The following is a 19988-nucleotide window of genomic DNA, read 5'->3' on the forward strand; positions in this document are numbered from 1 at the left end:
CACCCTGGGGGAAGCCCCCGGTTCCGGGGTGGGGTGACCCTGGGGTCAGGCCTTGAGCTCGACCGTCTGCACTTCACTGGCCTGCACGAACGCCTCGTCGACGGTATGACCCAGGCCAGGCGCCGTCGGGACGTCGACGATGCCGGCGGAAGCGGTGATGGGCGGGTAGACGACGTCGCGTTGGTAGTACTTGTCCGACGCCGACACGTCGGAGGGGAGGGTGAAGCCGGGCAGGCTGGACAGTGCGATGTTGGCGGCCCGGCCGACGCCGAACTCGTGCATGCCGCCGCACCAGACGGGGATGTCGTGCTCGGCGGCGAGGTCGTGCGCCGCCACCGCCGGGCCGAGCCCGCCCAGCCGCGAGACCTTGATGTTGAGCACCTTCAGCGCGCCGAGCACGACCGCCGTGCGCAGGTCGTCCAGCGTCTCGATCGACTCGTCCAGGCACACCGGCGTCGAGAGGTCGCGCTGCAACGCGGCGTGCGCGAGCAGGTTCCGCGGGCCGAACGGCTGCTCGATCATCGTCAGCCCGAACTCGTCCAGCCCCCGCAGCGCCACCAGCTCGTCGGGCGTCTCGCCGTAGGCGCCGTTCGCGTCGACGTGCAGCATCAACTCCGGGAAGGACGAACGCACCGCCCGTACCGGCTCGACGTCCCAGCCGGGGGCGATCTTCAGCTTCACCCGCGGGTACCCGGCGTCGACGTGCTTGGCGACCTCGGCCAGCAGCGCGTCCACCGTCGGCTCGATCCCCAGCGAGACGCCGGCGACGACCGACGGCCGGGTGCCGCCGAGCGCCGTCGCCAGCGACACGCCGCCGGACAGCGACCACAGCGTCCACGCCGCGATGTCGACGCCGGCCTTCGCGAACTGGTGGCCGCGGACCTTCGCCCACAGCCCGGCGACCTCCGCCGGGTCGTCCCAGCGTGCGCCGACCACCGCCGGCAGCAGGTACCGCGACGCCACCAGCCAGCAGGTGTCCACCGTCTCCGGCGAGTAGAACGGGTCCGACGCCGAGGCGATCTCACCCCAGCCGACGGCGCCGGACTCGTCGGTCAGCCGGACGAGGATGTGGTCCAGGTGGTCCTTGGCGTGCGAGCTGGTGCGGAACCGGTGCACCAGCGGCAGCCGGACCTGGTGCAGCGACGCATGGGTGACGCGCACGGTCAGTCCTCCCAGTAGAGGTCGAGGTCGTGGGCGAGCCGGTCGCGCTCGGCCAGCCGGCGGCGGGCGCCCTTCGCGCTCGCCGTTGTGAGGGTGGCGAGCAGGTGGACGACGGCGGCGACGGCGGTCGGCGAGTCGGCGAACGAGGCGCTCGCCGTCGGCACCACGATCGTCTGCCCGGCGACCTCGGCCAGCGGCGACGACGCGGTGTCGGTGACGGCGACGACGGCGCCGCCCGCGGCCGCGAACCGCCCGGCCAGCGCGACGGTCTCGCGACGGTACCGGCGCAGCGAGATCGCCACCAGCACGTCGGTGTCGCGGACGTCGGCCAGCACGTCGACGTGGCGGACCAGGGTGCCGTCGACCAGCGTGACGTTGGACAGCCCGGCGGACAGGTCGACGGCCAGCAGCGAGGCGTAGGCGAACGACTTGCCGGTGCCGGCGACGAACCGGCGCCGGGCCGCGACCACCGTCGCCGCCGCGGCCGCCACCGACCCGTCGGCCGCGACCCGCTCGAACGCCTCGGCCAGCGTCCGCGTCTCCCGCTCGATCACCCGCGCCTGCAGCGCGGCCGCCGACGACGGGCGCTGCAGCCGGGCGCCGAACCGCTGCGACGGGCTGGTCAGCTCGGTCACGGCGCGGCCCGGACGAAGCGGTAGGCGGCGGTCTCCGCCGACACCAGGACGCACGACGTCGCCACGGCCCCGCCCTCCAGCAGGACGCCGATGGCGGCGCCGAGCTCGCGCCGCCGGCGGTCGTCGGCCGACACCGGCAGCGGCAGCCAGGTGTCCGGACCGGCCGGACGGGGCCGCAGCCAGCCGGCCGGGTCGGCGAGGTCGTCCGGCAGCGCCGCCGGCGCCGGCGCGTCGCGGGCCCGGCGCTCGTCGTCGAGGTCCCAGTCGACGATCATCCGGTCGGTGCCGGGCAGCCCGAAGAAGTCCGGCCGGAACCAGCGCCCGGCCGCGCCCAGCACGTCGAGGTTGAAGTGCGCGTTGCGGACCACGGCCGGGTCGAACGACCAGCGCATCCGGGTCTGCCCGCCGGCCAGCGCGACCTCGCGCTGTCCCCGTTTCAGCGCCCGCCCGAGCCCCTGCCCCTGATGCCCGGCGGCGACGACCGCGGCCTGCGAGTAGTGGTAGATCTCGCCGCCGTCCAGGCCGACGAAGCCGTACGCGAACGCGATCAGCTCGCCGTCGTCGCCGCGGACGCCGACGACCGAGCCGCCGTTGGCCGCCAGCGAGGCGAGCAGGCGCGGGTTCACCGAGTGTGACGGGTCCTCGTAGCCGAAGACCTCGCGGTAGAGCCGCGCGGCGCCGGCGAGATCGGCAGCAGCTGTGAGCCGCTCGACATACGGTTCGTAACTCATCAGCTGTCCACCCTACTCACGGCTACGCGACAAGGATACGGCACGTATAGTGGCGAGATGAACGGTTCCGACGCGCTACTGGACCGGCTGGAGCGCTACGTTCGGCACGAGACGCCGACCGGCGACGCCGCCCGGCTGGACGCGCTCGGCGAGGTCCTGCTGGCGCGGCACCGCGAGCTCGGGGCGGCGGTCCGCCGGGTCGCGGCGGCGGGCGGCGACCACCTGGTCATGGAGCACCCGGGCCGCGGCGCGAAGGCCGGCGCGGCGCCGGTGCTGTTCCTCGGCCACCACGACACCGTGTGGCCGGTCGGCCAGCTGGACGGGCCGATGCCGTGGCGGGTCGAGGACGGCGTCGCGCACGGGCCGGGCGTCTACGACATGCGCGGCGGCCTGGTCGTCATGGAGGCCGCGCTGGAGCTGGCCCGCGCCGCCGATCGCCGCCCGGTGCGCGTCGTCGTCGTGGCGGACGAGGAGGTCGGTTCGCCGACGGCGTCCGCGCTGGTCGCCGACGCCGCCCGGGACGCCGTCGCCGCGCTCGGGTTCGAGTCGCCGCACCCGGACGGCGCGCTGAAGTCCGGCCGGCGCGGCAGCACCCGGCTGCGGCTGGCCGTCGAGGGGGTCGAGGCGCACGCCGCGCTCGACGCCGACGCCGGCGTCTCCGCGGTCGACGAGCTGGTCGACCAGCTGCTGCTGGTCCGCTCGATCGTCCGGCACGCCCCCGGCGACGTGCTGTGCAACGTCGGCACGCTGACCGGCGGCGGCCGGACGAACGTCGTACCGGCGGCCGCGCACGCCGACCTCGGGCTGCGCTTCACCGACGCCGAGTCCGAGCGGATCGTGCTGGACGGGCTGACGTCGCTGCGGCCGATCCGCGCCGGCGCGACGGTGACCGCCGAGGTGATGTCGCGGCGGCCGACGTGGGCGCCGGACGAGGCGACCGCCGCCCTGCTCGACACCGTCCGCCAGGCGGCGCGCGGCGTCGGCCAGCGGATCGACGGCGCACCGGCCGCCGGCGGCGCCGACACCAATACCACCGGCTCGCTCGGCGTCCCGACGCTGGACGGCTTCGGCCCGCGCGGCGCCGGAGCGCACGCCGTCCACGAACAGGTCGTCGTCGCGTCGCTGGCCGAGCGGGCCGAGCTGGTCGCGGCCGTGCTCGCGGAGCTCTAAGAGACGCCCGCGGCCTTCTTGACCAGCGAGATCAGCAGCTCCTCGTCCTCGGCGGTGAGCCGGGTGATGCCGAAGGCGGTCGGCCACATGGTGCCGTTGTCCAGCAGCGGCGCCTCGTTGAAGCCGAACGTCGCATAGTCGGTGCCGAACTTGGCCGCGGCCTGGAAGAAGCAGACGACCTTGCCGTTCCTGGCGTAGGCGGGCTGGCCGTACCAGGTCCGCGGCGCGAGCTCGGGCACCTCGGCGCTGATGAGGGCGTGCAGCCGCTCGGCCAGCACCCGGTCGGACTCGGGCATCTCGGCGATCTTCTCCAACAGGTCGGCCTCGGGGTCGGCCTTGGCCTTCTTGCCCTTCTTGAGCTCCTTGGCGCGCTCCTTCATCGCGGCGCGCTCGGCCTCGTCGAATCCCCCGTACGTCGCGTCGGGCTGCGTGCTCATGAGCCGTTCCTCCCGTGTCCGCGGTGCTGACACTCCTCACGGTAGGGATCCGAGCCCCTTCGCCGCTTCTCGAATCCTGATCGGTCTTGTGCCGCCAGCAATCTGACAGTTACTCTCACAAGAGAGATACATTCGATTCTTTCGGAGGCTGTCGTGGCAACCCTGCTGTACCGGATCGGCCGGTTCTCCTACCGCAGCCGCCGCCTGGTGGGTGCCGTGTGGCTGACGGTGATCGTGCTGGCCGGCGTGGCCGCGGCGACGCTGTCCAGCCCGACGTCGGACTCGTTCGCGATCCCCGGCACCGAGTCACAGGAGGCGTTCGACCTGCTGGAGGAGCGGTTCCCCGGCTCGTCGCCGGACGGTGCGGCGGCGCGGCTGGTGTTCGCCGCGCCCGACGGCGAGAGCGTCACCGATCCTGAGCACCGGGCGGCGATCGAGGCGGCCGTCGGCGAGATCGAGGCCGGCCCGCAGGTCGCCGAGATCGTCGACCCGTTCGCCGCCGGCCTGGTGTCCGAGGACGGCCGGATCGCGCTGGCCGAGGTCACCTACGGCGTCGACTTCCTCTCGCTGGAGGCGCAGACGCGCGAGACGCTCGACGACGCGGTCGAGACGGCCGGCGAGTCGGGGCTGCGGGTCGAGCTGGCCGGCACCGCGGCGGAGCCGGAGCCGGAGCTCGGCAGCGAGCTGCTCGGCATCGCCGTCGCCGCGCTGGTGCTGGTCCTGACGTTCGGCTCGCTGCTCGCGGCCGGCATGCCGCTGCTCACCGGCGTCGTGGGCGTGGGCGTCGGCGTCGCGCTGGTCACCGCGGCCACGTCGTTCGTCGACCTCAGCACGATCACACCGATCCTCGCGACCATGCTCGGGCTGGCCGTCGGCATCGACTACGCGCTGTTCATCGCCTCGCGGTACCGGCACGAGCTGGCCGCGGGCCGGCCCGGCGACGACGCGGCGGGGCGGGCCATCGGCACCGCCGGCACCGCGGTCGTGTTCGCCGGGCTCACGGTCGTCATCGCGCTGGCCGGGCTGTCCGTCGTCGGCATCCCGATGCTGACGGAGATGGGCCTGGCCGCCGCGCTCACGGTCGCGATCGCCGTCGTCATCGCGCTGACGCTGCTGCCGGCGCTGTTCGGCTTCGCCGGCCGGCGGATGCTGTCCCGGCGGGCCCGGGCCGCCGAGACCCGCCCGGACGACGCTCCCACCATGAGCCGCCGCTGGGCCGGCCTGGTCACCCGGCGCCCGGTCGTCGCGCTGACGGCGAGCGTCGCGGGGCTCGCGGTGCTCGCGCTGCCGGTGCTGGACGCCCGCTTCGGCCTGCCCGACGAGGGCACCTATCCAGCGGACACGACGCAGCGGCAGGCCTACGACCTCACCGCCGAGGGGTTCGGGCCGGGCTTCAACGGGCCGCTGCTGGTGCTCGTCGACGGCGACGGCACCGAGGCGGCGGCCGGCGAGGTCGCGGCCGGACTGCAGGACCTCGACGGCATCGCGATGGTCGCGCCGCCGGAGGTGGATGCGGCCAACGAGACCGCCGTCATCACCGTCGTGCCGGAGAGCGGGCCGTCGGACGCGGCCACCGAGCGGCTGGTCGAGACGATCCGCGCCGAGCTGGCCGGCCCGAACGCGCCGGCCGGGTCGGCCGTCCTGGTGACCGGGCTGACCGCGCTCTACATCGACTTCTCCGAGCGCATGTCGCAGGCGCTGCTGCCGTACCTGCTGGTCGTCGTCGGCCTGTCGTTCGTGCTGCTGATGCTGGCGTTCCGGTCGCTGGTCGTGCCGCTGAAGGCGACGCTGGGCTTCCTGCTGACGATGGCGGCGACGTTCGGCGCCATGGTCGCGGCGTTCCAGTGGGGCTGGCTGACCGGCCTGGGCGTCGACGAGGTCGGCATGATCAACAGCATGCTGCCGATCATCGTCGTCGGCATCGTGTTCGGGCTGGCCATGGACTACGAGGTGTTCCTGGTGACGCGGATGCGCGAGGCGTACGTGCACGGCGAGGCGCCGCTGGACGCCGTCACGACGGGGTTCGCGCACGGCGCCCGGGTGGTCACCGCGGCGGCGATCATCATGATCAGCGTGTTCGGCGGGTTCGTGCTCAACGAGGCCGCCGACATCCGGCAGATGGGCTTCGCGCTCGCCGTCGCGATCGCCGTCGACGCGTTCGTGGTGCGCATGACGATGGTGCCGGCGGTGCTGGCGCTGGTCGGCGGCCGGGCGTGGTGGCTGCCGCGGTGGCTGGACCGGCTGCTACCGGACGTCGACATCGAGGGCGCCCGGCTCACCGACACGCTGGCGGAGCGAGACCGCCAGCAGGTCGGCGTCAGCGGCCCCTGATCAGCCGAGGGTGGCGCGGGCTCACGGCCTGACGTTGCCCGCCGTCGTCAGCCGAACCTGACCATCGTTCGAGCAGCCCGGCCCGCCGACGTAATCCAGTCCGCCCGGCCACAGTGCGAATGCGTCCTGCCAGCCGCCCGTGTACGAGGTCTTCAGCGTGTTGTACCTGAACAGATTCCCGTGACTCGGGCACTCTCGTGACTGGTCGTTGCCGCGGCGCACTCCGCGTCGCAGGACCAGTCCGAGTAGAAGCCGCCGTTCGGCTGCCCGGTGCGCGTGAATTCGTTGTCGCGGATGTCATTCGAGTTCGAGTCGTTCCGGACCCGCATCGGGTTGCCGCTGATCCACTGGAAGTCGTTCGACCTGATCGAGTTCCCGGAGCTGCCGTGCATGGCGTAGACGCCATGGATGCCCGCAGCCCGAACTGTTCTCGAGCGTGACCCCGCCGAACCCGTAGGTCGCCCCGTGGCCGTCAAGTAGTAGAAGCGCAGCGAGGTGTCGCCGCCTGGATGCCCCGGCGGGAGCTCGGCCCAGAACCAGTAGCCGTCGTCGCCCACAGGGCTGCGGAACACCGGCCGCCCGCGGGGCGGGATGACGCCCTCGTAGAGATAGTCCACGGGTAGGAAGCTGATCGAGTGGCCCGGGATGTAGGTGTTCCACACAGTTCCGCCGTCGACATAGGTGCCTTGCTCGATACGGATCTCTACGTCGCGATCCGTCACCTGGTTCTGGCGAAGCCGATATTCCGCGGAGTTGCGGCGACGACTGCGGCGGCGCGGCGCCGAAAGGCAGTACCAACGCTCATCGCCGTCAGCCCAGCGCGGCGCGGGCGCGGTCGAACGCCTGAACGGCGTCGCGCAGGTCGTCGAGGGTGTGTGCCGCCGAGACCTGGGTGCGGATGCGGGCCGCGCCGTGCGGCACGACCGGGTAGCTGAAGCTGACCGCGTAGACACCCTCGGCGAAGAGCAGCTCGGACAGCCGGGCGGCGCGGGCGGCGTCGCCGATCATGACCGGCACGATCGGGTGCTCCCCCGGCAGCACGTCGAAGCCGAGCGAGGTCATCTCCGCGCGGAAGAACTCGGTGTTCTCGCGCAGCCGGGCGCGCAGCTCGCCACCCGACGCCAGCCGCTCGAGCACCGCGGACGCGGCCACGACGATCGACGGCGCGACGGAGTTGGAGAAGAGGTACGGGCGCGAGCGCTGCCGCAGGTACTCGACGATCTCCGCGCGGCCGGACGTGTAGCCGCCGCTGGCCCCGCCCAGCGCCTTGCCGAGCGTGCCGGTGACGATGTCGACGCGGTCGCGCACCCCGAAGTGGTCCGGCGTGCCACCGCCGTTCGGGCCGATGAACCCGACCGCGTGCGAGTCGTCGACCATGACCAGCGCGTCGTACTGCTCGGCGAGGTCGCAGATCTTGTCCAGCGGCGCCAGGTACCCGTCCATCGAGAAGACGCCGTCGGTGGCGATCAGCCGGAACCGCGCGTTCTGCGACTCCTTCAGCCGCGCCTCCAGCTCGGCCATGTCGGCGTTGGCGTAGCGCAACCGGCGCGCCTTCGACAGTCGGATGCCGTCGATGATGCTGGCGTGGTTGAGCGCGTCGGAGATGACGGCGTCGTCGGGACCGAGCAGCGTCTCGAACAGCCCGCCGTTGGCGTCGAAGCAGGAGCCGTACAGGATCGTGTCCTCGGTGCCGAGGAACTCCGAGATGCCGCGCTCCAGCTCGGTGTGGATGGTCTGCGTGCCGCAGATGAACCGCACCGACGCCATGCCGAAGCCCCACTCGTCGAGGCCGCGCTTGGCCGCCTCGATCAGGCCGGGGTCGTCGGCCAGGCCGAGGTAGTTGTTGGCGCACATGTTGAGGACGGTGCGCCCGTCGGCCAGCGTGACCCGCGCGCTCTGCGGGCTGCCGATGACGTGCTCGGGCTTGTAGAGGCCGGCGGACCGGATCTCGTCGAGGTTCGTGCGCAGCTCGTCGCGCATCGCTCCGTACATGACGCTCCTCCTACCGCTGCGCCCATTCGATGATGACCTTGCCACTGTGCCCGCTGCCGGCGGTCTCGAACGCCTGCTCGTACTCGGCGGCGTCGTAGCGGTGGGTGACCACGCGCGAGATGTCGACGCCGGCGGCGACGAGGACCGAGGCCTGGTACCAGGTCTCGTACATCTCCCGGCCGTAGATCCCGCTGATCGTGAGCATCCGCAGCACGATCCGCGACCAGTCCACGCTGCTCTCCTTCGACGGCAGCCCCAGCATCGCGATCCGCCCGCCGTTGGCCATGCCCTCGATCATGTCGTGCAGCGCGATCGGGTCACCGGACATCTCCATGCCCACGTCGAACCCCTCGGCCATCCCGAGCTGCTGGCGCACCTCCTCCAGCGTCGTGGACCGGACGTCGACGGTCGTGCCCGCGCCGAGGCGCTCGGCCAGCTCCAGCCGGTACGGGTTGACGTCGGTGAGGACGACGTTGCGGGCCCCCGCGTGGCGGGCGACCAGCGCGGCCATGATGCCGATCGGACCCGCGCCGGCCACCAGCACGTCCTCGCCGTGCACCGGGAACTTCAGCGCGGTGTGCACGGCGTTCCCGAACGGGTCGAAGATCGCCGCCGCGTCCAGGTCGATGCCGTCCGGGTGCCGCCACAGGTTGCCCGCCGGCATCACGATGTACTCGGCGAACGCGCCGTCGCGGTGCACGCCGATGCCCTGCGTGTTCGGGCACAGGTGCCGCTGCCCGGCCCGGCAGTGCCGGCACCGCTCGCACACGATGTGCCCCTCGCCGGAGACCAGGTCGCCGACCTCGACGCCGCGGCTGCCCGGCCCGACCTCGACCACCTCGCCGACGAACTCGTGCCCGACGATCAGCGGCGGGCGGATGTTGGCCTGCGCCCACGGATCCCAGTTGACGATGTGCAGGTCGGTGCCGCAGATGCCGGTGCGCAGCACCCGCACCAGCGCCTCGCCGGCACCGGCCACCGGCATCGCGACGTCCGTCAGTTCCAGCCCCGCGCCGGGTGCGGACTTGACCAGTGCTCTCACCCGCGCGAGCGTAACGCACCAGGTCGGGGGACTCCTGTCCACCCCGTGAGACGGCGTCGGCTACCCTACGCCGAATGCAGGTGGTCATCGCTGGCGGGCACGGACAGATCGCACTTCGCCTGGAACGGCTGCTCACGCTGCGTGGCGACAGCGCGGTCGGCCTGATCCGCAACCCCGACCAGGCCGGCGACCTCGCCTCGGCGGGCGCGACGGCGGTCGTGCTCGACCTGGAGGAGGCGACGGCGGCGGAGCTGGCCGAGGAGCTCGGGGGCGCCGACGCGGTCGTGTTCGCCGCCGGCGCCGGGCCGGGCAGCGGCGCGGCCCGCAAGGACAGCGTCGACCGCGGCGCGGCGGCACTGCTGGCCGACGCCGCCGAGCTGGCCGGGGTGCGGCGCTACCTGCTGGTCTCGTCCATCAACGCGACGACGCAGCCGCCGGCCGACCCGGACGACGTGTTCCAGGTGTACCTGAAGGCCAAGGGCGACAGCGAGGCCGACCTGCGCCGCCGCGACCTGGACTGGACGGTGCTACGGCCCGGCCGGCTGACGAACGACCCCGGCACCGGACGGGTGCGGCTCTCGACGTCGCCGCTGCGTGGCCCGGTGTCGCGCGACGACGTCGCCGCGGTGCTGCTGGCGCTGCTGGACGAGCCGGAGACCGCGCGGCTCACGCTGGAGCTGATCGGCGGCGACGTCCCGGTCGCCGACGCCGTGCGGCGAATGGCGGGCTGAGACGGGTTCCGGCGCGGCCGCCCGGCGGCCCTAAGCTGGGCGCCGTGGCCGCCGAACCGACCTCCGGTCCCGTTCTGACCCCCGATCCGCTCACCCTCTGCACCGTCGAGCTCGCCTTGCTGGGCATCGCCGTGCCCGGCGCCGCGGCGGCGCCGCCCGCCGTCACCGTCGAGCTCGATCCGCTGCCCGGCAAGAAGCCGGCGCCGGACAGCGAGCTGACCTTCACCGACGCCGAGGGCGCGCCGGTCGCCGTCCTCACCGTCGAGACCGCCGCCACCCGCAAGCGCCGGCTGACGGTGACCGGAACGGTCCGCCGCGCCGCCGCCACCACCGACGAGGACGAGCCTCGCGGGCCGTACGCGACCCTGCGGCGCGCGCCGGGACGGGCGAAGCCGGGCGCCGCCGCCGTCGTCACCCGCGACCCGGTCGACCTGCGCACGCTGGAGGCCGCGACGGCGAAGGCCGGGCAGCCGGTGCTGCTGATCGTGCTGGACGGGCCGCGCGCCGTACCCGGCCCGGACGCCGCCGACGTCATCTCCGCGACGCTGACGCTGCGCGACCGGCTCCGCCGCGACGGCCGCAAGGCCGAGCTGGTCGTCGTCCCCGCCCCGCAGTACGGCGACGCACGCGACGACGAGCTGGCCGAGAGCATCGCCGCCGCGTACAGCGGGACCCGCGTCGTGCCGGAGACGCCGCCGGACGCCGCGGCGCTGCGCGACTGGCTCGACGGCACCGCCGCGGAGCCGGCCGACTGGCCGCCGGCGAGCCGGCACGCGTGGCGCCGGTGGCGGCCGCTGCCGCACGAGCGCGGGCTGGTGCTGTTGTTCACCGGGCTGTCCGGGTCGGGCAAGTCGACGATCGCCCGCGCGGTCACCGACCGGATCGCCGAGATCGGCACCCGCACCGTCACCCTCCTCGACGGCGACGTCGTCCGGCGCAACCTGTCCGCCGGGCTCGGCTTCTCCAGGGAGGACCGCGACCGCAACATCGAGCGGATCGGGTTCGTCGCGGCCGAGATCGCCCGGCACGGCGGCGTCGCCGTGTGCGCCCCGATCGCGCCGTTCGCCGCCACCCGGGACCGCGTCCGGGCGATGGCCCAGGCGCATGGCGACTTCCTGCTGGTCCACGTCGCCACCCCGCTGGCGGAGTGCGAGCGGCGCGACCGCAAGGGCCTCTACGCGCGCGCCCGGGCCGGCGAGATCCCCGACTTCACCGGCATCTCCAGCCCCTACGAGGAGCCCGCCGACGCCGACCTCGTGCTGGACACGACCGGCCTGTCGATCACCGCCGCCCGCGACGCCGTCATCACCCTGCTGGACCAGGAGGGACGCCTCTAGCCGGAGAACGGGCAACCTTGCCCGTGCTGGTCAGCGGCTTGCGGGCAAGGTTGCGGGCAAGAGCCGCCGCCCAGCCTGGGGCGCATGAGCGTCACCATCACCGGAGCGCGGCGGCAGACCGGGACCGGCGTGGCCGGCCGGCTCAACGACGAGTGGGACCGGCTGTGCGCCGACGGCCGGGCCGCGACGGTCGCGCGCTGGGCGGCCGCCGAGCCGGCGCTCGCGGACTGCCGCGACCTCGGCGACGTGCAGACGGCGGTGACCGCCGGCCGGCTGGCGGCCGACGCGGTGCTGCTGGCGCTGCTGCGGCTGGCCCACGACGGCGAGCCGCTGGCCGGTCGGACGGTGCTGCAGCTGATGCTCGGCAAGGCGATCCGGATCGCCGCCGGGCAGGCCGGCCGCGACAGCCGCGAGTGCCTGGAGCACGCCGCCGTCGCCGCGCTGTGGACGGTCATCGCGACCTACCCGACCGAGCGCCGGCCGGTGAAGGTCGCGGCGAACCTCGCGATGGACACGCTCGGCATCGTCAGCCGCGAGCTGGCGCACGGCCGGACCGAGGCGCCGTCCGAGCCGGGCACGCTGGCCGCCGTGCTCGGCGCCGGTCCCGGGGACGACGGCGCCGCCGACCTGGACCTCGCCGAGCTGCTCGCCTGGGCGGTCGACGCCGGCGCCGTGAGCGCCGCCGACGCCGGGCTGCTGCTGGACATCTACGCGCCGTCGCCCGGGCTGGAGGGCGGTGCCGCCGCGGCCGAGCGGGCGGGGCTCAGCTGGCCGGCGGCACGGCAGCGGGCCAGCCGGGCGGTGCGCCGGATCGCCCTCGCCGTCCAGGCCGACGCCGCCTGACCGGACCAGCAGAGCCGGGTCGTTGACCGTTCCCGGAGGCAGGTCTACGTTGAAATTTCCGGGCGAGTGGACCGCCCGCAATCCCGCGAGCCGCTCCCCTTGTCCGCGCCGTCCGCCCTGAGTTCCCAACCAGGCGCGGTGACGAGTTCGGACGGCCCCGCCACCGTGGCCGGAGAGGCAGCCGAACTCCGTCGCATCCGCCACCGCTGGAGAGGGGAGCAGGGTCGTGCCTGCAAACAGAGCGGTCGTGTACCGCGGACCGGGCCACGTCGAGGTCGAGTCCGTCGAGTATCCGACCTTCGAGCTCAAGGACGGGCCGGGCGTCAACCCGGCCAACGTGGGGCGCCAGTTGCCCCACGCGGCGATCCTGAAGGTCGTCGCCACCAACATCTGCGGCAGCGACCAGCACATGGTCCGCGGCCGCACCACCGCACCCGAGGGCCTGGCCCTGGGGCACGAGATCACCGGCGAGGTGGTCGAGACCGGCCGGGACGTCGAGTTCGTCAAGGCCGGCGACCTCGTCTCGGTGCCGTTCAACATCGCCTGCGGGCGCTGCCGCAACTGCAAGGAGGGCAAGACCGGCGTCTGCCTGAACGTCAATCCGGACCGGCCGGGGTCGGCCTACGGGTACGTCGACATGGGCGGCTGGGTCGGCGGCCAGGCGGAGTACGCGCTGGTGCCGTATGCCGACTGGAATCTGCTGACGTTCCCCGATCGCGACCGTGCGATGGCGAAGATCCTCGACCTGGCGATGCTGGCCGACATCTTCCCGACGGGGTTCCACGGCTGCGTGACGGCCGGGGTGCAGCCGGGCACGTCGGTGTACATCGCCGGCGCCGGGCCGGTCGGACTGGCCGCGGCCACGTCGGCGTTCCTGCTCGGCGCGTCCGTCGTCATCGTGGCCGACCTGCAGCAGGACCGGCTCGCGCAGGCCCGCTCGTTCGGCTGCGAGACCATCGACGTGGCGCAGGGCGACCCGGCGGAGCAGATCGCTCAGGTGCTCGGTGAGCCGGAGGTCGACTGCGCCGTCGACGCGGTCGGGTTCGAGGCGCGCGGGCACGGAGCCGACGCGCAGACGGAGCGGCCGGCGACCGTGCTCAACACCGTCATGAACGTCACCAGGGCCGGTGGCGCCGTCGGCATCCCGGGCCTGTACGTGACGGGCGACCCGGGCGCCGGCGACGAGGCGGCCAAGATCGGCTCGCTGTCGATCAGGCTGGGCCTGGGCTGGGCGAAGTCGCTGTCGTTCACGACCGGCCAGTGCCCGGTGATGAAGTACAACCGCTATCTCATGGAGGCGATCCTGCACGACCGGACGCCGATCGCGCGGAACGTCAACGCCACGGTCATTCCGCTCGACCGGGCTCCCGAGGGCTACACCGAGTTCGATCGCGGCGCGGCCCGCAAGTACGTCATCGACCCACACGGAATGCTGGGATCGGCGAGCGTCTGATGCTCGTGTGATACTGGATGCCGTCGCAACGGGGCGCGCACGTCACACCCGACCCCTGGCGGTGATCCGATGAGCATCGACGAACGGCTCGACCTGGAGTTCGCGTACACGAGCTATGCCGACTCCTGTCGTGACCTGTACTCGCTGACCTACCGATGCCGGCGGCCGTACGGCCACGACGGCGTGCACGCCGCCGGCTTCGGCTCCGAGCGGGTGCGCTGGGAGCACCACGCCGCCCACGGCCCCGACGCGCCGCCGGTCAACCCGTAGCCGGGGCGCCGCCGCCCTCGACCAGCACGGCCAGTCCGTCCAGGATCGTCGTCAGGCCGAACTCGAAGACGTCCTCGTAGCTGAACGTGAACGTGTTCTCGTCCAGCGCGGCCAGGGTCGGGAAGCGGCCGGTCTCCATCATCTTCACCAGGACCGGCTCCTGCGCGGCCCAGAAGTCCTCCTCGGAGATGCCGGTGCGCTGCTCGGCCTGCAGCGCGTTGACGTGCGAGCGCGCGATGGTGGTGACGAAGCCGTCGACCACCGAGATCATCAGCACCAGCTGCTGGTCGGACAGCCCGGTGGGCTTGAGCCGTCGCACGATGCGCTCCATGCCGGCGATGTTGTTCGGGCCGAGCAGCGGCCGCACCTGGTCGACCTGCGGGTACCAGGGGTGCTTCATGCACATCTGCCAGGTCCCGCGGGCCAGCTCCTCCAACGTCGCGCGCCAGCCGGCCGATTCCTCGCCGGGATCGTCGTCGACCGGGCCGGCGACGCGGTCGAGCATGAGGTCGAGCAGCTCGCCCTTGCCCGGCACGTAGCGGTACAGCGACATGGTGCCGACGCCGAGGTGCGCCGCGACCCGCCGCATCGACAGCGCGGCCAGGCCGTCGGCGTCGGCCACCTCGATGGCGGCGTCGACGATGCGCTCCAGCGTGAGCCCGGGCTTGGGCCCGCGGGTCGGACGCTGCTGCATCCCCCACAGGAGCTCCAGGCTCTTCGAGACGTCGCCGCTACCGCTGTAGTCCGTTGTCATCAGGGCAAACACTATCCAGGGAATGAACTGCGCATGGTGTACGCTTAAGTGCGTACATCGTACCCGGTTCAGCGAAAGGGACTCCCTTGAGCACCTCCAGCCACGCGATCCTCGCCGAGGGCCTGCAGAAGCGCTACGGCGAGAAACGCGCCCTCGACGGCTTCGACCTGGCCGTTCCGCAGGGGACGGTCTATGGCCTGCTGGGCCCCAACGGCGCCGGCAAGACCACCGCCGTGCGCATCCTCGCCACGCTCGTCCGGCTCGACGGCGGCCGGGCCGAGGTGGCCGGCCACGACGTCGTCCGCGAGGCCCGCAAGGTGCGCCGGCGGATCGGCTTCACCGGCCAGTTCACCGCCGTCGACGAGATCCTCACCGGCCGGCAGAACCTGCTGATGTTCGGCCGGCTGTTCCACCTCGGCACGGCCCGCGCGGCCGCCCGGGCCGACGAGCTGCTGCACCAGTTCGACCTCGCCGAGGCCGCCGACAAGGGCACGAAGGAGTACAGCGGCGGCATGCGGCGCCGGCTCGACCTCGCCGCCAGCATGATCCTCGCCCCGAAGGTCCTCTTCCTGGACGAGCCGACGACCGGCCTGGACCCGCGCGGGCGCAACGAGGTGTGGACAGCGGTCCGCTCTCTGGTGTCCGGCGGCACCACGGTGCTGCTGACCACGCAGTACCTCGACGAGGCCGACCAACTGGCCGGCCGGGTCGCCGTCATCGACCACGGCAGGGTGATCGCCGACGACACCCCGGCCGCGCTCAAGCGCCGGGTCGGCGGCGACCAGCTGGAGGTCGTCCTGGAGGAGGCGGTCGACCTGCCGGTCGCGCTGCAGGCGCTCGCGCGGGTCGCCGCCGGCCGCCCGGAGGTCGACGAGAAGCACCGCCGGGTCACCGCGCCGGTCGAGCGGCGGGTCGCCGCGCTCACCGACGTGGCCCGGGCGCTGCAGGACGAGGGCATCGGCGTCGAGGACATCGGGCTGCGCCGGCCCACGTTGGACGAGGTGTTCCTGCGGCTCACCGGCCACAAGGCCGAGCCGGAGCAGGCCGTGGCGACCGAGCGGACGGAGGTTCCCGCATGAGCACGACCATCCTCGACGACGGCGTCGACGCGCCGGAGCGGCGGATGTACTGGGCGCTGGCCGACGGCTGGACGGTTGCCCGCCGCACGCTCACCCACCTGATCCGCCAGCCCGCCAACATCGCCTGGCAGCTCGGCTTCCCGATCGTCTCGGTGCTGCTGTTCGGGTACGTGTTCGGCAGCGCGATGAGCGTGCCGGGCGGCGGCGACTACCGCGAGTACCTGATGCCCGGCATGTTCGGCATGACGATGGCGATGGGCTTCATGAACACCGCCTACGCCGTCGTCATCGACACGACGAAGGGCGTGACCGACCGGTTCCGCTCGATGCCGATGGCCCCGTCGGCCCCGGTGACCGGCCGCGGCCTCGCCGACATCGTCAGCGCCTCGGTGGACCTGCTGGTGCTGGCGGTCACGGCGCTGGTGATCGGCTGGCGCTCCGACGGCGGGTTCTGGGCGACGCTGGCGGCGTTCGGCCTGCTGCTGTGGCTGCGGTTCGCGCTGATCTGGATCGGCATCTGGATCGGGCTGATGACGCCGAACGAGGAGGCGGCCGGCAGCCTGTTCGCCGTCGCGTTCCCGTTCGCGATGATCTCCAGCGTGTTCGTGGCGCCGTCGCAGATGCCGGACTGGCTGGGCGCGGTCGCGGCATGGAACCCGGTGTCGTCGACGGTGACGGCGGCACGCGAGCTGTTCGGCAACCCGGCGGCGCTCGGTGACAGCTGGATCGAGCAGCACGCGATGCTCGGCGCGATCGTCTGGCCGCTGGCCATCACGCTGGTGTTCGTGCCGCTGGCGGTCCGCCGGTTCCAGCGGCTCAGCCGGTAGCCGTGGGCGGGGCCGGCTCGCCGTCAGCAGCGGGCCGGCCCGGCCGTAGACTGCGTTCGTCGCGGGCCTGGGGCACGGCTGGGGGGTTGGCATCGACGTTCTCTTCGTGTGCACGGCCGGCCGCTGCCGTTCGCCGATCGCCGCCGCCATGCTGGACACCTACGCGCCGCGGGCCGGGTCGCCGCTGATCGGCCGGTCCGGCGCGCTCGTCGGCGCGCACGGCTCGGTGCCGCCGGTCGGGATCACGCTCATGCGCGAGCGCGGGCTGGAGCTGGGCGGGCACCGCAGCCTGCCGGTCACCGCGGCCTCGGTGGCGTCGGCGGCGTTGGTGCTCGGCATGGAGCGCGAGCACGTCCGCGCCGTCGTCGACGCGCACCCGGACGCGTGGGCGAGGACGTTCACGCTCAAGGACTTCGTGCGGCGGGTGGAGAAGGCCGCGGTCCGCGGCCGGCACCAGCGCTTCGCGGACTGGCTGGAGCACGTCGGCGAGGGCCGCACCCGCGACGACGTGGCCGGGGCCAGCCCCGAGGACGACATCGCCGACCCATACGGCCAGCGCGCGTCGGTCTGGCGCGAGGTGATCGACGAGCTGGACGACCTCGTCCGCCGGACGATCCCGAATGTCAGTTGAGTCCGACCCTCGACTTACTCTCCGTCAATGCAGTGGGGGGCCGCTACACCGCCGGACGCGCCACCGCCGCCGGCTGACCTTCGGACGTACCGCGACGCGTTGCTGAGCGCGTGGAGCAGCGTCCGCATCGACGACGGCCAGCGGCGGCACTCGCGCGGCGCCGTCTACGCCGGCGGATCGCTGGTCACCGAGTCGCTGCGGGCCGGCGGCTACGGCGGCGACCACGTCACGCCGGCCGACCCGCCGTATTGCGACGAGCCGGCGGCGGACCGGCTGCGCGGCCGCTGGCTCTACGGCGGGCACTGGATGGTCCGGTTCGGCCACTTCGTCACCGAGACGCTGACCACCCTGTGGCCGGTCGGGCAGGAGGTGGACGGGCTGGTCTTCCACCGCTTCATCTGGCCCACCGAGCTGCTCGACTACCACCTCGACCTGGTCCGGCGCAGCGGCTGGGACGTACCGATCCGGGTCGCGGCGCGGACGACGCGGGTCGACGAGCTGGTCGTCCCGGACCGGCCGTACCACCCGGGCCGGCGCACCAGCGCCGAGTCGGTCGCGGTGTGGGACCGCGTCGCCGTCGCCGCGCCGCCCGGTCCGCCGGTGTTCCTGTCCCGTTCCCGGCTGCCGAAGGACCGGCGCCGCAGCGAGGGCGACGAGCTGCTGGACGGGGAGCTGGAGCGGCTGGGCTTCCTCGTGCTGCACCCCCAGGAGCTGCCGATCGCCGAGCAGCTGGCCGCGGTCGCCGCGGCGCCGATCCTCGCCGGTCTCGCCGGATCGGCGCTGCACCTGTCCGCGTTCGCGCCGCGTGACACCCGGGTGCTGGAGATCGGCGACACCCGCAACCGCACCTGGCCCCTGGCCAACCAGCGGGTGATCGACGCCGCCCGCGGCCGGCTGACGGCGTTCGTCCCGCACCTCGGCCACGACGCCGTCCGCGACGTCGGCGCCACCGTGGCCGCCGTCGCCGCACTCCTCGACTAGGCCAGCTCCGCCACGACGTCCGCCGCCTCGTCGAGACCGGCGACGTCCAGCCGCCAGCCGCGGGCGCCGCGGGCCAGCGCCGTCGCTGCGGTCCACGCGTCGGCGCCGAGCCGGTAGTGGTTGAACCCGGCCCGCAGCACCTGGGCGAGCACCTCGCCGGCCGGCCGCGGCGTCAGCCGGGTCCGCGCCGCGCCGCGCCGCAGCTCGACGACCTGGGCGACCGGCACCGTCGCGGCGACGGTGGCGGCGCCGAGACGCTCGGGCGGCACCGCCGCCTTCTCCTCCGCGCCGAGCGGACCCACGTCCAGGCCGACCGCGCCGAGCGCCCACGACGTGAGCATCAGCGGCCGCGCCCACCCGGTCACGTGGCCGGTGTCCGGCTCGACGGCGACCAGCTCGTCGCTCAGGTAGCCGAAGCCGCGGCGCAGGCACGCGGCCACCATCGTGCTCTTGCCGGTGCCGGACTCCCCCGGGAACAGGACGGCCCGGCCGTCGCGCGCGACGGCGCCGGTGTGCAGCAGCAGCCGGGGCGCGCGCTCGATCGCGACGGCCGCCGCGGCGGCGTACAGGTCCTCGGCCGGCACGTCCTCGCCGGAGGGCACCTCGACCCGGACGCCGACGACGTCCAGCACGAGCCGGCCGGTCATCCGGACGGCGGCCGGTCGACCACGTGGTGCGCGACGAGCTCGTCCAGGGCGGCCTCGACGCCGGCCCGGACATCGTCGTCGGACGCGCCGTAGGAGCTGGCCAGCAGCCGGACGATCTCGTCGACGGTGCGTTCGCCGTCGACCAGGCGCCAGACGTCGCCGGCGGTCTCGTTGAGGACGAGCGCGGTGTGGGTGGGCTCGTGGAAGAGCGTGACCTCGCCGTCGATGTCCATCTCGCGTACGGCGGCCGCGGGCGCCGGCGCTGATCGGCTCACGGGCGCCATCGTAGCGATCTCACGGGGCCTGTCCGAACAGTCGACAAGACAGATCGGTCATTCGGCCGGTATCATCTGGCCAGTCGCACGGGGGGCGTGCGAGTTGAGGGGCGTTGCTGATGCAGCAGAACCAGACCACGGGTCTGAGCCGACGTCAGATGCTGGCCCGAGGGGCCAAGATCGGCGGCGTCGTGTGGGCCGTGCCGACCATTACGGCGATCACGTTGTCGCAGGCCAACGCGGCCGTGCCCAGCGGACAGCCGCCGGAGCCGTCGCAGCCGCCCAAGCCGCCGGAGAAGCCGCCGACCTCGCCGCCTGAGCAGCCGCCGGCGAACCCGCCGACCACGCCGCCGGACGATCACACGCCCGAGCCGACGCCGGAGGCGCCGGCGCCGAAGCCGCCGGCCGACGAGGACCAGCCGCCCGCCGCGGGCGGCCCGGAGCTGCCGAACACCGGGCCCGGCGACGTCGCTCGCACGGCCACGCTGGGTGGGCTGCTGGCCGCCGGTGGCGCCGCGGCGATCTACGTCGCGTCGAAGGACGGCCGCCGCTCCGCCGACGACACCGGCCGGGAGGCGCCGGCCTAGCTCGGCGCCTGTAACAAGGCCGGCGAACGAGGCCGGGGAGACAAGGCCTGGGGGGGCATGTCATGGGGGTGTTC

The 19988-nt window shown here is 73.5% G+C and carries 22 protein-coding genes; 12 read left to right on the top strand and 10 right to left on the bottom strand.

The window, feature by feature from the left end:
- Positions 1-45 precede the first annotated feature (45 nt).
- From menC to C1I92_RS23115, 3 genes are read right to left on the bottom strand one after another with little or no spacing between them, the layout of a single operon-like run.
- Positions 46-1161, bottom strand: a complete 1116-nt coding sequence (menC, locus tag C1I92_RS23105) for an o-succinylbenzoate synthase (protein WP_111257008.1) — start codon at positions 1159-1161, stop codon at positions 46-48.
- A 2-nt stretch (positions 1162-1163) separates the two neighbouring features.
- On the bottom strand, positions 1164-1796 hold the full coding sequence (locus C1I92_RS23110) for an SIS domain-containing protein (RefSeq protein WP_111257009.1): 633 nt from the start codon (positions 1794-1796) through the stop codon (positions 1164-1166).
- A complete protein-coding gene (locus tag C1I92_RS23115; RefSeq protein ID WP_111257010.1) occupies positions 1793-2527 on the bottom strand; it encodes a GNAT family N-acetyltransferase in 735 nt (244 codons plus the stop codon). Before C1I92_RS23115 ends, C1I92_RS23110 begins: the two co-directional genes overlap by 4 nt.
- A gap of 57 nt (positions 2528-2584) precedes the next feature.
- Between C1I92_RS23115 and C1I92_RS23120 the strand changes: the two genes are divergently transcribed.
- Positions 2585-3697, top strand: coding sequence for a M20/M25/M40 family metallo-hydrolase (locus C1I92_RS23120; RefSeq protein ID WP_111257011.1), 1113 nt, complete (start codon positions 2585-2587; stop codon positions 3695-3697).
- On the opposite strand, the gene C1I92_RS23125 is transcribed toward C1I92_RS23120, so the two are convergent.
- The gene (locus C1I92_RS23125; protein WP_111257012.1) at positions 3694-4134 is read right to left on the bottom strand and encodes an iron chaperone; all 441 of its coding nucleotides are present in this window, start codon (positions 4132-4134) and stop codon (positions 3694-3696) included. The two genes, C1I92_RS23120 and C1I92_RS23125, sit on opposite strands and share 4 nt — an antisense overlap.
- 153 nt (positions 4135-4287) lie before the next feature.
- On the opposite strand from C1I92_RS23125, the gene C1I92_RS23130 reads away from it, so the two are divergent.
- Positions 4288-6465: an MMPL family transporter gene (locus C1I92_RS23130; RefSeq protein ID WP_111257013.1), complete on the top strand. Its 2178-nt coding sequence runs from the start codon at positions 4288-4290 to the stop codon at positions 6463-6465.
- Between the two features lie 152 nt (positions 6466-6617).
- Here C1I92_RS23130 and C1I92_RS33470 read toward each other — a convergent pair whose 3' ends face one another.
- From C1I92_RS33470 to tdh, 3 genes are all read right to left on the bottom strand, one after another.
- Entirely contained in the window at positions 6618-7187 is a 570-nt protein-coding gene (locus C1I92_RS33470; protein ID WP_146605252.1) for a hypothetical protein, read from the bottom strand.
- An 88-nt stretch (positions 7188-7275) separates the two neighbouring features.
- Positions 7276-8457, bottom strand: coding sequence for a glycine C-acetyltransferase (locus tag C1I92_RS23135; protein ID WP_111257014.1), 1182 nt, complete (start codon positions 8455-8457; stop codon positions 7276-7278).
- Between the two features lie 10 nt (positions 8458-8467).
- Entirely contained in the window at positions 8468-9499 is a 1032-nt protein-coding gene (gene tdh / locus C1I92_RS23140; RefSeq protein ID WP_111257015.1) for an L-threonine 3-dehydrogenase, read from the bottom strand.
- A 74-nt stretch (positions 9500-9573) separates the two neighbouring features.
- On the opposite strand from tdh, the gene C1I92_RS23145 reads away from it, so the two are divergent.
- The 5 genes from C1I92_RS23145 to C1I92_RS23165 all read left to right on the top strand — a co-directional run bounded on the left by C1I92_RS23145 (position 9574) and on the right by C1I92_RS23165 (position 14133).
- The gene (locus tag C1I92_RS23145; protein WP_111257016.1) at positions 9574-10230 is read left to right on the top strand and encodes an NAD(P)H-binding protein; all 657 of its coding nucleotides are present in this window, start codon (positions 9574-9576) and stop codon (positions 10228-10230) included.
- Between the two features lie 44 nt (positions 10231-10274).
- Entirely contained in the window at positions 10275-11567 is a 1293-nt protein-coding gene (gene cysC, locus C1I92_RS23150; RefSeq protein WP_199521513.1) for an adenylyl-sulfate kinase, read from the top strand.
- An 84-nt stretch (positions 11568-11651) separates the two neighbouring features.
- Positions 11652-12410, top strand: a complete 759-nt coding sequence (locus tag C1I92_RS23155; RefSeq protein WP_111257018.1) for a hypothetical protein — start codon at positions 11652-11654, stop codon at positions 12408-12410.
- 226 nt (positions 12411-12636) lie between these two features.
- Positions 12637-13863: a formaldehyde dehydrogenase, glutathione-independent gene (fdhA, locus tag C1I92_RS23160; protein ID WP_111257019.1), complete on the top strand. Its 1227-nt coding sequence runs from the start codon at positions 12637-12639 to the stop codon at positions 13861-13863.
- A gap of 69 nt (positions 13864-13932) precedes the next feature.
- A complete protein-coding gene (locus C1I92_RS23165) occupies positions 13933-14133 on the top strand; it encodes a hypothetical protein (protein ID WP_111257020.1) in 201 nt (66 codons plus the stop codon).
- Here the strand turns inward: C1I92_RS23165 and C1I92_RS23170 are convergent.
- Entirely contained in the window at positions 14123-14887 is a 765-nt protein-coding gene (locus tag C1I92_RS23170) for a TetR/AcrR family transcriptional regulator (protein WP_111257021.1), read from the bottom strand. The two genes, C1I92_RS23165 and C1I92_RS23170, sit on opposite strands and share 11 nt — an antisense overlap.
- Positions 14888-14973: 86 nt before the next feature.
- Between C1I92_RS23170 and C1I92_RS23175 the strand changes: the two genes are divergently transcribed.
- The 4 genes from C1I92_RS23175 (at position 14974) to C1I92_RS23190 (ending at position 18405) form a co-directional block, all read left to right on the top strand.
- Positions 14974-15966 carry an ATP-binding cassette domain-containing protein gene (locus C1I92_RS23175; RefSeq protein WP_111257022.1) on the top strand — a complete coding sequence of 331 codons (993 nt, stop codon included), beginning with the start codon at positions 14974-14976 and terminating at the stop codon, positions 15964-15966.
- Positions 15963-16793, top strand: coding sequence for an ABC transporter permease (locus C1I92_RS23180; protein ID WP_111257023.1), 831 nt, complete (start codon positions 15963-15965; stop codon positions 16791-16793). Before C1I92_RS23175 ends, C1I92_RS23180 begins: the two co-directional genes overlap by 4 nt.
- Before the next feature lie 106 nt (positions 16794-16899).
- The gene (locus C1I92_RS23185; protein ID WP_158564245.1) at positions 16900-17424 is read left to right on the top strand and encodes an arsenate reductase/protein-tyrosine-phosphatase family protein; all 525 of its coding nucleotides are present in this window, start codon (positions 16900-16902) and stop codon (positions 17422-17424) included.
- 27 nt (positions 17425-17451) lie between these two features.
- Entirely contained in the window at positions 17452-18405 is a 954-nt protein-coding gene (locus tag C1I92_RS23190) for a glycosyltransferase 61 family protein (RefSeq protein WP_111257025.1), read from the top strand.
- Here C1I92_RS23190 and C1I92_RS23195 read toward each other — a convergent pair.
- Together C1I92_RS23195 and C1I92_RS23200 are read right to left on the bottom strand one after the other, a co-directional pair.
- A complete protein-coding gene (locus tag C1I92_RS23195) occupies positions 18402-19052 on the bottom strand; it encodes a hypothetical protein (protein ID WP_111257026.1) in 651 nt (216 codons plus the stop codon). The two genes, C1I92_RS23190 and C1I92_RS23195, sit on opposite strands and share 4 nt — an antisense overlap.
- Positions 19049-19327 (bottom strand): PqqD family protein, encoded by a 279-nt coding sequence (locus tag C1I92_RS23200; RefSeq protein WP_158564246.1) that lies wholly within the window; start codon positions 19325-19327, stop codon positions 19049-19051. Before C1I92_RS23200 ends, C1I92_RS23195 begins: the two co-directional genes overlap by 4 nt.
- 119 nt (positions 19328-19446) lie before the next feature.
- Between C1I92_RS23200 and C1I92_RS23205 the strand changes: the two genes are divergently transcribed.
- Positions 19447-19914, top strand: a complete 468-nt coding sequence (locus C1I92_RS23205) for an LPXTG cell wall anchor domain-containing protein (RefSeq protein WP_111257028.1) — start codon at positions 19447-19449, stop codon at positions 19912-19914.
- Positions 19915-19988 lie beyond the last annotated feature (74 nt).

Origin of the sequence: Jiangella anatolica, assembly GCF_003236295.1 — a bacterium.
Taxonomy (GTDB): domain Bacteria; phylum Actinomycetota; class Actinomycetes; order Jiangellales; family Jiangellaceae; genus Jiangella; species Jiangella anatolica.

What these genes read in the sequence shown, in the direction of transcription:
- C1I92_RS23115 (WP_111257010.1), bottom strand. Translation starts at nt 2,527, where the DNA reads ATGAGTTACGAACCGTATGTCGAGCGGCTCACAGCTGCTGCCGATCTC.
- C1I92_RS23120 (WP_111257011.1), top strand. Translation starts at nt 2,585, where the DNA reads ATGAACGGTTCCGACGCGCTACTGGACCGGCTGGAGCGCTACGTTCGG.
- C1I92_RS23125 (WP_111257012.1), bottom strand. Translation starts at nt 4,134, where the DNA reads ATGAGCACGCAGCCCGACGCGACGTACGGGGGATTCGACGAGGCCGAG.
- C1I92_RS23135 (WP_111257014.1), bottom strand. Translation starts at nt 8,457, where the DNA reads ATGTACGGAGCGATGCGCGACGAGCTGCGCACGAACCTCGACGAGATC.
- C1I92_RS23145 (WP_111257016.1), top strand. Translation starts at nt 9,574, where the DNA reads ATGCAGGTGGTCATCGCTGGCGGGCACGGACAGATCGCACTTCGCCTG.
- C1I92_RS23155 (WP_111257018.1), top strand. Translation starts at nt 11,652, where the DNA reads ATGAGCGTCACCATCACCGGAGCGCGGCGGCAGACCGGGACCGGCGTG.
- C1I92_RS23165 (WP_111257020.1), top strand. Translation starts at nt 13,933, where the DNA reads ATGAGCATCGACGAACGGCTCGACCTGGAGTTCGCGTACACGAGCTAT.
- C1I92_RS23170 (WP_111257021.1), bottom strand. Translation starts at nt 14,887, where the DNA reads ATGACAACGGACTACAGCGGTAGCGGCGACGTCTCGAAGAGCCTGGAG.
- C1I92_RS23180 (WP_111257023.1), top strand. Translation starts at nt 15,963, where the DNA reads ATGAGCACGACCATCCTCGACGACGGCGTCGACGCGCCGGAGCGGCGG.
- C1I92_RS23190 (WP_111257025.1), top strand. Translation starts at nt 17,452, where the DNA reads ATGCAGTGGGGGGCCGCTACACCGCCGGACGCGCCACCGCCGCCGGCT.
- C1I92_RS23195 (WP_111257026.1), bottom strand. Translation starts at nt 19,052, where the DNA reads ATGACCGGCCGGCTCGTGCTGGACGTCGTCGGCGTCCGGGTCGAGGTG.
- C1I92_RS23205 (WP_111257028.1), top strand. Translation starts at nt 19,447, where the DNA reads ATGCAGCAGAACCAGACCACGGGTCTGAGCCGACGTCAGATGCTGGCC.